This is a genomic window from Streptomyces sp. NPDC048191 (assembly GCF_040652655.1).
Lineage (GTDB): Bacteria > Actinomycetota > Actinomycetes > Streptomycetales > Streptomycetaceae > Streptomyces.
Genome location: NZ_JBEZMO010000062.1, coordinates 1 through 9,365 on the forward strand (window position 1 = coordinate 1; position 9,365 = coordinate 9,365).

General features: G+C 71.3%; 5 protein-coding genes. All 5 read left to right on the forward strand.

The genetic code is table 11. From position 1 onward, the window contains the following. Positions 1-1,335: non-ribosomal peptide synthetase (locus AB0D93_RS40935; RefSeq protein WP_362131666.1), on the forward strand; the 1,335-nt coding region annotated here is incomplete at its 5' end. Positions 1,336-1,573: 238 nt separating this feature from the next. Further along, positions 1,574-2,515, forward strand: coding sequence for a TauD/TfdA family dioxygenase (locus AB0D93_RS40940; RefSeq protein ID WP_362131669.1), 942 nt, complete (start codon positions 1,574-1,576; stop codon positions 2,513-2,515). A 14-nt stretch (positions 2,516-2,529) separates the two neighbouring features. Next, positions 2,530-3,306, forward strand: coding sequence for an alpha/beta fold hydrolase (locus tag AB0D93_RS40945; protein WP_362131672.1), 777 nt, complete (start codon positions 2,530-2,532; stop codon positions 3,304-3,306). A gap of 91 nt (positions 3,307-3,397) precedes the next feature. After that, on the forward strand, positions 3,398-3,610 hold the full coding sequence (locus AB0D93_RS40950) for an MbtH family protein (protein ID WP_362131675.1): 213 nt from the start codon (positions 3,398-3,400) through the stop codon (positions 3,608-3,610). 135 nt (positions 3,611-3,745) lie between these two features. After that, on the forward strand, positions 3,746-9,365 hold a 5,620-nt coding region (locus AB0D93_RS40955; protein ID WP_362131678.1), incomplete at its 3' end, for an amino acid adenylation domain-containing protein.

Sequence of the window (9,365 nt, forward strand, 5' to 3'; positions counted from 1 at the left end):
GCGGTGCCGGACTCTGGCGCGTATCTGGTGTTCACGTCGGGCTCGACCGGTCGTCCCAAGGGTGTGGTGAACACCCACCGCGGCGTCGTGAACCGGCTCGACTGGACGCACCGCCATCTCCGGCTGACCTCGGAGGACGTGGTCCTGCAGAAGACCGCGGCCGGCTTCGACGTGTTCGCGTGGGAGATCTTCGGCACGCTCATGGCCGGCGCCCGGATCGTCGTCGCCCGTCCCGGTGGTCACCGTGACCCCGTGTATCTCGGCCAGGTGATGGCCGAACACGGCGTCACCGTAGTGGACTTCGTCTCCTCCATGCTGGCTCTGGTGCTGGAGGAAGGCGGACTGGAGCGGTGCCGCTCCCTGCGCGCCGTCGTGGGCGGCGGCGAGGAGATGCCGCTGTCGCTGGCCCAGCGTCTGCTGGAGGCGCTGCCGGGACTGGAGCTGCACAACTCCTACGGGCCCAGCGAGACGGCGATCGACTGCACTTTCTGGACCGCTCACGGCGCTCTTCCCGTCGGACTGCGGCAGGTCCCGATGGGGAAGCCGATCCAGAACACCCGGCTCTACGTGCTCAACGACGAGCTGTACCTGCAGCCGGTGGGCGTCCCCGGTGAACTGTTCATCGCCGGTGCGGGTGTGGGACGCGGTTATGTGCGGCGTCCCGGCCTGACGGCGGAGCGTTTCGTACCGGACCCTCACGGGGAGGCCGGCGAGCGCATGTACCGGACCGGCGACCGGGTGCGCCGACTGGCCGACGGCACGCTGGAGTTCATCGGCCGGATCGACGACCAGGTGAAGATCCGTGGTGTGCGGATCGAGCCGGGTGAGGTCGAGGCCGCGCTCGTACGGCTGCCCGACGTCCGGGAAGCCGTCGTGCTCGTCCGCGAGGACACGCCCGGCGACAAGCGGCTGGTGGCCTATGTGGTTCCCACGCCGGGTGCCATCGCCGAACCGGCGGAGCTCCGTGCCGAGCTGGGCCGCCTGCTGCCCGGACACATGGTGCCCGCGGCCTTCGTGAAGCTGGAGCGGATCCCGGTCACCCCCAACGGAAAGACCGACCGCCGCGCTCTGCCCGCCCCCGACACGGACGCGTTGGCCCGTAGCGCCTATGTGGCCCCGCGCTCCATGGCCGAGCTGGGTATGGCCGCCGTCTGGGCCCAGGTCCTGGGGCTGGAGCGGGTCGGCGTCGAGGACTCGTTCTTCGACCTCGGCGGCGACTCCATCCGCGCCGTCGCGCTCGTCGGCGCGCTGCGCGCCGTCGGACTCGAGGTCTCGATCCAGCAGCTCTTCCACCACCGGACGATCGCCGCGCTGTGCGCGGCCGTGACCGGCTGATCCGAGCCCGCCGGTCCACGGTCCGTCCCTGGCCTGTCGCCCTGTCCTGACGTCCGAGTCGGCTCCGACGTCAGGACAGGGCGTCGTACGCGCCGTCTGGCCGGCTCACGGCATTTGTGCCGCGGGCAATCGCTTTCCGGCCGTAGTAGCCGCCCCATAGGCACAGTGGCGAAGAAATATAGATCGACCCGGACAGTGGGGACTGAAGCGCAGAGCAGAACCGCTGGGAGATGAAGAGATGACTGGTCACGACGACTGGGTGCCATTCGAGATCACGCCCGGGAACACCGGGGCCGAGGCGACCGCCCGGGGCCTGACCGCCTATCTCCAGGGCCTGGACGACCTCGCCGGGCTGCTCACCCGGAAAAAGGCCCTGGTGTTCCGGGATTTCGGAGTGACGCCCGAGGAACTCGACGTGGTCATGGACGAGCTGCTGCCCAACCGGCTGGCGTATGTGCACGGCAACTCGCCCCGCACCAAGGTCGGGAAGAACGTCTACACCTCGACGGAATACCCGCAGGAATTCACCATCTCCATGCACAACGAGATGTCCTACGCCTACGCGTGGCCCTCCCGGCTGCTGTTCTTCTGCCAGCAGCAGCCCGGCACCGGTGGCGCGACTCCCGTCGTCGACGGCGTGCGCTGGCTGGCCGCGCTCGACCCTGAGGTGCGTGAGGCGTTCAAGGACGGCGTGCGCTACACCCAGAACCTCCACGGCGGCATGGGCCTGGGCAAGAGCTGGCAGGACACCTTCGAGACCCAGGACCGGGCCGAGGTGGAGTCGTTCCTGGCGACGACCGGGTCGACGTGGGAGTGGAAGGCCGACGGCGGGCTGCGCGTGCATCAGGACCGGCAGGCCACGATCAAGCACCCGGTCACGGGCGACGAGGTGTGGTTCAACCAGGCCGACCAGTGGCACCCGGCCGGCCTCGGTGACGAGACCGCCAAGGCGCTGGCTCAGATCATGCCCGCGGAGGACCTCCCGCAGAACGTGACCTTCGCCGACGGCACGCCCATTCCGGCCGAGTACGCCGTCCAGATCCGCGACCGCGGCCTGGACAGCGCCGTGGACGTCGACTGGCGCACCGGCGACCTGATGCTCATCGACAACGTCGCCGTGGGCCACGGGCGGCGGCCCTTCACCGGGGCGCGCCGCATCCTCGTGGCGATGTGCGACTGAGCGCCGGGTCACCCATGAGCACCTACCGCACGTACGAGACGTCGTCGGCGTCCTCCGCCTGGTTCCGGGTCTTCCGCCCGCGCCCCGAGGCCCGCGTCAGGCTGGTCTGCTTCCCACACGCCGGAGGCGCCGCCAGCGCCTTCCGGACCTGGACGGAGTTCCTTCCGCCCTCGGTCGAGCTGGTCGCGGTGCAGTACCCGGGCCGGCAGGACCGTTTCCACGAGCCCGCCCTGGAGGACATGGACGTCCTGGTGGACCGCCTGTCCTTCGCGGCGGCCCACCGGCTCCGCGGTCCGGTGGCATTCTTCGGCCACAGCCTGGGCGCGACCGTGGCCTACGAGGTCGCCCGGCGGCTGGCGGGGCAGCGGCCCGAGGTCGTGCGGCTGTTCGCATCGGCGCGCAGCGCCCCGTCCGTCGACCGCCGCCACGCCATCACGTTCCCCGACGACGACGCGCTGATGGACTACATCCGCGCCCTCGGCGGCACCGGGGCGGGTGTGCTGGACGACCACGAGCTGCGCGAGCTGGCCCTGCCGACGCTGCGCAGCGACTTCCGGCTGGTCGCCGACTACCGGTCCGCGGCCGGGGAACCGCTGACGTGCCCGATTACGGCCATCGCCGGGGACACGGACGCGTCATTCACGCTCGCCGACGCCGAACAGTGGCGTCGGCACACCAGCGGCACCTTCAACTCCGTGGAACTCCCCGGCGGTCACTTCTACACCGAGGACGTTCCCGAGGACCTCGTGCGGGTCCTCGTCGGCGAACTCGGTGCCGCGGCCACCGTCTGACGTACGCCGCCGGGCCCGACCGCCCGGCGCCCGCCCCCGCACACCGCGTTGCACACAACGCGCTCCTGACACACCGTCGAAAGGTGCCGTGATGACCAACCCCTTCGAGGACCCGGACTCCGCGTATCTCGTCCTGATCAACGCCGAGGGCCAGCATTCCCTCTGGCCGTCCTTCGCCGACGTACCGGCGGGCTGGGAATCCGTCCACGGTCCGGCGCAGCGCCAGGACTGCCTGGACTACGTGGAGCGGAACTGGGCCGACATGCGGCCCAAAAGCCTCCGTGAGGCGATGACGCAGTCCTGAAGGCCGTCCCGCATTCCCTCCGGCTCTTCCGCGCGGACCCCGCCGGAACCCGGACGGAGGGCGGGACATTTTTTCGTCCATATCTCTCCGGGGTGAAGAGCAGTGTCAGAAGCGCGTGTGCAGCAGCGTTGGCCCTTGTCGGCGGCTCAGTCCGGCATCTGGTTCGCCCACCAGATGGACCGGACCCGCCAGAAGTACAAGATCGCCGAATACATCGAAATCCACGGCCCGGTCGACGCCGGGCACTTCGAGACGGCCTACCGGCAGGTGGTCCGTGACATCGACGCGCTGTGGATGCGGTCCGTCGAACCCGACGGACGGCACATGCTCGTCGACCCCGACGACGTGCCCGCGCTGACGATCCTCGACCTCTCCGGGGAGAGCGCGCCGGAGGAAGCGGCCCTTGCCCGGATGAAGGCCGACGTGGGCAGGCCGCTCGACCTGGAGAGCGGCCCGCTGTACCGCCTCACCCTGCTGAAGATCGCCGAGGACCGGTTCTTCCTGTGCCACTGGTACCACCACATCGTGATCGACGGTCAGGCCCGGGGCCTGATCGTGCAGCGGCTCGCCGACGTCTACACCGCGCTCGTGGCGGGCACCGAGTACGACGCGAGCACACTCGGCTCCCTGCGTGACCTCCGTACGGAGGACGAGGAGTACCGGGTGTCGGCGGACCACGCCGAGGACCGCGCGTTCTGGCTCGACACGCTGGCCGACCGGCCCGCGCCGGTCCGGCTCGACGGGCGCCCGGAGAGCAGGACCGGTGACGGCGGGAACGAGCCCTTCATCCGCAGGACCGCCTTCCTCTCCGAGGAGGAGGTCGACGGACTGCGCGAAGCCGCGCGCGGGATGCGGGCGCACCTGTCCACCCTCCTCATGACCGCGGCCGCGGTCTACTGCTGGCGCGCCACCGGCCAGAACGACGTCCTCCTCTCCCTCCCCGTCGGTGCCCGCACCACGCCCGCCAGCCGGGCCACCGTCGGAATGGCCTCCAACGTGCTGCCGCTGCGGGTGACCGTACGGCCCGAGGAGAACCTGGAACAGACCATCCGGCGCATGGTCCCGGAACTCCGCTCGGCCCTGCGGCACCAGCGGTTCCGGCACGAGGACCTGCGGCGCGAGCTCGGTCTCGGCGCCGGCGACGCGGGCATCCTCGGACCGGCCGTCAACATCATGCTCTTCGACCACGAGCAGTTGTTCGCCGGGCACTCGACCACCGTGCACAACCTCGCCCTCGGCCCCATCGACCACCTCTCCGTGGCCATCTACGACCGGGGCCACGGCCGCGGCTGGCGCGTGGACTTCGACGCCGACCCGGCGTTCTACAGCCGAGACGACCTCGACGGCCACCAGCGCCGCTTCCTGCGCATGCTCGGCGAACTCGTCACCCGCCCCGACAAGCCCGTCGGTGAACTGGACCTGCTGGCCCCTGCCGAGCGGCAGGAGCTGCTGGAGGAGTGGCGAGGTACGACCGGGGCGGATCCCGGCGGATCGCTGGCGGAGCTGTTCGAGGCACAGGTGGTGCGGACTCCGGACGCGGTCGCCGTGGAGACGGACGGAGCGCAGATCACCTACGCGGAGCTGAACGCCCGCGCCAACCGCCTGGCTCACCGGCTCGTGGGACTGGGCGTACGCCGCGAGGCCCCGGTGGCGCTGTTGCTGGAGCGCTCCGTGGAGGTCGTCGTCGCGGTGCTCGCCGTGGTGAAGGCCGGCGGCGCCTATGTCCCCATCCACGCCTCGTACCCGCCGGAGCGGGTCGCCCGCGTGGTGGCGGACACCGGCGTGACCGTCCTGATCACGGACTCCGCGAGCGCCGACCGGGCGCCACGCCTCGGCCTGGACATCGTCGGCGTCGACGAACCCGTCGTGCCGGCCGAGGACTACAACCCCGGCGTCGCCGTCGAGCCCCAGCAACTGGCGTACGTCATGTTCACCTCGGGTTCGACGGGTGTGCCGAAGGGCGTGGCGGTGTCGCACGCGGATGTGCGGGCGCTGGCGTTTGACGCGCGGTGGCGGGGCGGTGCGCAGGAGCGGGTGCTGATGCACTCGCCGCATGCTTTCGACGCGTCGACGTACGAGATGTGGGTTCCGCTGCTGAGCGGAGGACGGCTGGTGGTGGCGCCGGCCGGTGACCTGACGGCCGCCGCGCTGGCGCGGGTCGTCGCCGACCACGGCGTGACCGGACTGTGGTTGACCGCCGGCCTGTTCGGCCTGGTGGCGGACGAGGAGCCGGACTGTTTCGCGGGTGTGCGCGAGGTGTGGACCGGAGGCGACGTCGTCTCGCCGGCCGCGGTGTCCCGGGTGCTGACCGCCTGCCCCGGCCTCACGGTGGTGAACGGGTACGGTCCGACCGAGACGACCACCTTCGCCACCGCCCACAAAATGACCGGGACACCGTCCGGCGCGGTGCCCATCGGGCGTCCGCTGGACGACATGCGTGTCTACGTTCTGGACGCGGGCCTGCGTCCGGTCCCGGCAGGCGGCGTCGGCGAGTTGTACCTCGCGGGTGCGGGTGTGGCCCGTGGCTACTGGGGCCGTGCCGCCCTGACGGCGGAACGCTTCGTGGCCTGCCCGTACGGCGAGCCCGGTGCGCGTATGTACCGCACCGGTGACCTCGTACGGTGGAACCACGAAAGCGGCCTGGAGTACGTCGGACGCGCCGATCAGCAGGTGAAGGTGCGGGGCTTCCGCATCGAGCCGGGCGAGATCGAGTCGGTGCTGGCGGGCCACGGCACCGTGGGCCGGGTCGTCGTGGCCGCGCGAGAGGACCGGCCGGGCGACAAGCGGCTCGTCGCCTATGTGGTGCCCGTGCCGGGCGCCGTCGTGGACGGCGCCGAACTACGCCGCTCCGCGGCCCGGCAACTCCCGGAGTTCATGGTCCCGTCGGCGGTGGTCGTGTTGGACGAACTGCCGCTCACCGGCAACGGCAAGGTCGACAAGCGGCTCCTCCCGGTGCCGGAATACGCCGCTGCCGCCACCGGCCGGGAGCCGGCCACGCCTCGTGAGGAGGTGCTGTGCGGGCTGTTCGGCGAGGTGCTGGGCCTGGCACGGGTCGGCGTCGAGGACTCCTTCTTCGACTGCGGCGGAGACTCCCTGATGGCCACCCGGCTCGCCAGCCGCGTGCGTGCCGTCTTCGGCATCGAGCTCAGCATGCGCGAGCTCTTCGAGGCGCCCACCGTCGCCCGGCTCGCCGCACACCTCGGCCGGGCGACCGCCGGCGGGGCCCGGCCCACCGTACGGACCACTGAGCGGCCACAGACCGTACCGCTCTCCTTCGCCCAGCAGCGCCTGTGGTTCCTCAACCAGTTGGAGGGCCGCTCCGCCACCTACAACGTGCCCATGCGGCTCCGCCTGACCGGCCTTCTCGACCGGGAGGCACTCGGTGCGGCGCTGCGGGACGTCGTCGCACGCCACGAAAGCCTGCGCACGCTCTTCCCCGACACCGACGGAGTCCCGGCACAGCACATCCTGCCGCCCGGTACCGGACTGCCGCAGCTGCGCGTCACCGGGACCACCCCGGAGCGACTGCCCGCCCTGCTCGTCGAGAGCGCCCGGCAGGGCTTCGACCTGGCCGCCGAACTCCCGCTGCGCTCCCACCTCTTCGAGGTCGGAGCCGAGGAGCACGTACTGCTGCTGGTCCTGCACCACATCGCCGGTGACGGATGGTCGCTGGCTCCGCTCGCCACCGACCTGACCACCGCCTATGCCGCACGGTGCCGGGGCGAGGAACCCGCCTGGGACGAACTGCCGGTGCAGTACGCCGACTACACGCTGTGGCAGCGGGACCTCCTCGGCAACGAGGACGACCCCGACAGCGTCCTCAGCCGTCAGATCGCCTACTGGGCCGACGCCCTCGACGGGCTGCCCGACCAGATCGAGCTGCCCACCGACCGCCCACGGCCGGCCCGGGCCAGCTACCGTGGCGGTACCGTACCGATGCGCCTCGACGCCGAACTCCACCGACAGCTCACCGAGTTCGCGCGCGCCCAGCACGCCAGCGTCTTCATGGTGCTCCAGGCCGGCATCGCCGCCCTGCTGACGCGGCTCGGCGCCGGCACGGACATCGCCATCGGCACGCCCGTGGCGGGCCGCACCGACGTCGCCCTCGACGACCTGGTCGGCATGTTCGTCAACACGCTCGTGCTGCGCACCGACACCAGCGGCGCGCCCGGATTCCGCGAGCTGGTCCTCCGCTCGCGGGAGACCGGCCTTCAGGCGTACGCCCACCAGGACGTGCCCTTCGAACGGCTCGTCGACGTGGTCAGCCCGGTCCGGACCACCTCCCGCCACCCGCTGGCGCAGGTGATGCTCGGGCTGCGGGGTACCGGCCTGCCGTGCCCCGAGCTGCCAGGCCTGGACGTGGAACTCGGGCCGGTCGACATCGGCGTGTCCAAGTTCGACCTGACCTTCTTCCTCACCGAGGAGCACACCGAGGACGGGCAGTGCGCCGGACTGCAGGGCGACCTCGAGTACGCCCTGGACCTCTTCGACGAGGACACCGCCGCCTCCATCGGCGATCGCTTCGTCCGGCTGCTGACCGCGGCCCTGCGCGACCCCGACCAGCCGATCGACGACCTCGACGTGCTGGCCCCGGCCGAACGGCGGGAGCTGCTCGAGGACCGCCGTGGCGCCGAAGGCGCGGTGCCGGAGGGTTCGCTGGCGGAGTTGTTCGAGGCGCAGGTGAAGCGGTCACCCGATGCGGTGGCGGTGGTGGCCGATGGGGCGGAGGTCACGTACGCCGAACTGAACGCCCGGGCCAACCGCCTGGCACACCGCCTCGTGGCGCTCGGCGTACGGAACGAGACACCGGTGGCGGTCCTCCTGGAGCGTTCCCTCGACGTCGTGGTCACCACGCTCGCGATCACCAAGGCGGCCGGCACCTACGTACCCGTCCACGGCTCCTACCCCCGCGATCGCGTCGCCTGGGTGCTGGCCGACACCGGCGCCCCCCTGCTCATCACCGACCGGGACTGGGAGGCGCCGGACCTGACCACGCCCGCGGGCACCCCGGCCGTCGGTCCGGTCCGGGTGCTGCGGCTCACGGACGCCGGCACCGACGCCCCGGCGACCGGCACCGGCGACCTCCGGGTCGCCGTGCCGGACACACAACTCGCCTACGTCATCTACACCTCCGGTTCGACGGGCGTGCCGAAGGGCGTCGCGGTGTCGCACGCGGACGTCCGGGCGCTGGCCTTCGACGCGCGGTGGCGCACGGGCGCGCACGAGCGCGTGCTCATGCATTCGCCGCATGCCTTCGACGCCTCGACGTACGAGATGTGGGCGCCGCTCCTCCATGGCGGCCGCGTCGTCGTCGCCCCCGCCGGCGCACTGGACGCGCAGGTGCTGCGCGGCCTTGTGGCGGAACAGGGCCTCTCGGCGATCTTCATCACGACCGCCTTGTTCAACCTGATCGCCGAGGAGGACGCGAGAGCGTTCTCGGGTCTGCGGGAGGTCCTCACCGGCGGCGAGGCGGCCTCGCCCGCGGCGATGCGCCGGGTACTGGACGCGTGCCCGGGACTCGCTCTGGGGCATGTGTACGGGCCGACGGAGACGACCACGTTCGTCACGCACTGGCCGATGCGGTCGGCCGGTGAGGTACCGGAGGTGCCGCCGATCGGTGTGCCGTTCGACGACACACACGCCTATGTGCTGGACGGGCGCCTTGGGTTGGTGCCGTCGGGTGTGGTGGGTGAGTTGTATGTGGCGGGTGCTGGTTTGGCTCGTGGGTATTGGGGTCGTCCGGGGTTGACGTCGG